This is a genomic window from Lacticaseibacillus jixiensis, assembly GCF_042847315.1.
GTDB lineage: Bacteria > Bacillota > Bacilli > Lactobacillales > Lactobacillaceae > Lacticaseibacillus > Lacticaseibacillus jixiensis.
This window is the reverse complement of record NZ_BAAFPR010000094.1, coordinates 1-1,077: the sequence shown is the minus strand read 5'-3', so window position 1 is coordinate 1,077 and position 1,077 is coordinate 1. Positions and strand designations below refer to the sequence as shown.

The 1,077-nt window shown below is 46.3% G+C and carries 2 protein-coding genes; one reads left to right on the top strand and one right to left on the bottom strand.

The genetic code is table 11. The features are described from left to right. Nucleotides 1-368: 368 nt before the first annotated feature. Nucleotides 369-521 carry a hypothetical protein gene (locus ACGG90_RS15625; protein ID WP_390410736.1) on the top strand — a complete coding sequence of 51 codons (153 nt, stop codon included), beginning with the start codon at nt 369-371 and terminating at the stop codon, nt 519-521. Between the two features lie 165 nt (nt 522-686). Here the strand turns inward: ACGG90_RS15625 and ACGG90_RS15620 are convergent, their stop codons facing one another. Then, complete coding sequence (locus ACGG90_RS15620; protein WP_390410735.1) at nt 687-836, bottom strand: hypothetical protein; 150 nt, start codon at nt 834-836, stop codon at nt 687-689. Nucleotides 837-1,077 lie beyond the last annotated feature (241 nt).

Below are 1,077 nucleotides of genomic sequence, written 5' to 3'. Positions count from 1 at the left end.
CAGAATCGTCGTTGGTCTGGTAACTTGAGGCACTGATTGGCAAGTTGCCTAAAGTTGATACGATGAAGAAACTCTTGGAACAAAACGAGCCCGGCGTCATTTGAAAGTTGACCGCCGTCGGCGGTCACAGTCACATTGGTATTGCATTGCAGGGATAAGCTGGTTAAAGTTGAGATGGTGTGAAGCCTCGCTTTCGTGATGGTTTTTGTCGACTTAACCTTAGCATATAGGCGCACCCAATGGGTGAAACACCAAAGCAGCGCAGTCCCGTGTGAATCATGGGATTGCGCTGCTTTTTTGAAATTCTATGAATAATCCAGGTGTTATCGTCTCTTAATAAGGGAAATCGCAAGTGGTTTGTGGAAGCAATGCTATACATCGAGTTAGGAACTGCGCCTGATAAAGCAGGCGCAGAAATCAATGGTAAGGTCAGCCGCATGGCAGACGCCATTATGGACCAAAAGGCGTCGATGGTTGACCCCAAAATTCTTTCCGCATTAGCACCAACATCAGCACGCTAATCACGCTTGGTTGCAATCTCCAAACGTGATATAATATAGACACAAAGGGCGCTGACTCTGCTGAAGTCAACGCCCCGTCGCAGAACCGTTTTAAGAACGGTGGTCAGATTAGACAAGCACTAAGCCGCTAAACTCGCCAAAAGTTAGAAGCGGCTTTTTGCGTGCTCATTTTTTCCGGATTTCTCCGAACGCCATCATCAGTTTGCGCACCTGCGTAAGCAGGCGGGTCAAAGCCTTGACCAAACGTGTTACCACATTGATCAAGACGACCAGCGCACCGATGACGGCTGTGATTGATACTAATGCACCAATCACAAGCTTGGCTGTACTCCTTTCTACCAGAATCTGACGCCAAGGTTTTTACACCATAGGCCTCACCCTCTCTCGAAGTTCGTACCACCGCTCATTAAACTTTTCTGCTAATCTAATTAGTGGCTGGTGAATTAGCCCTAACTTTCAGGCAAATCCACGATAACTTTGTAATCAATCTTCACCGCAGTCTTATTCTTTTTGGCAGTAATCGAAATTGGTCTACTTAAAACTGCGAGAAGATTTT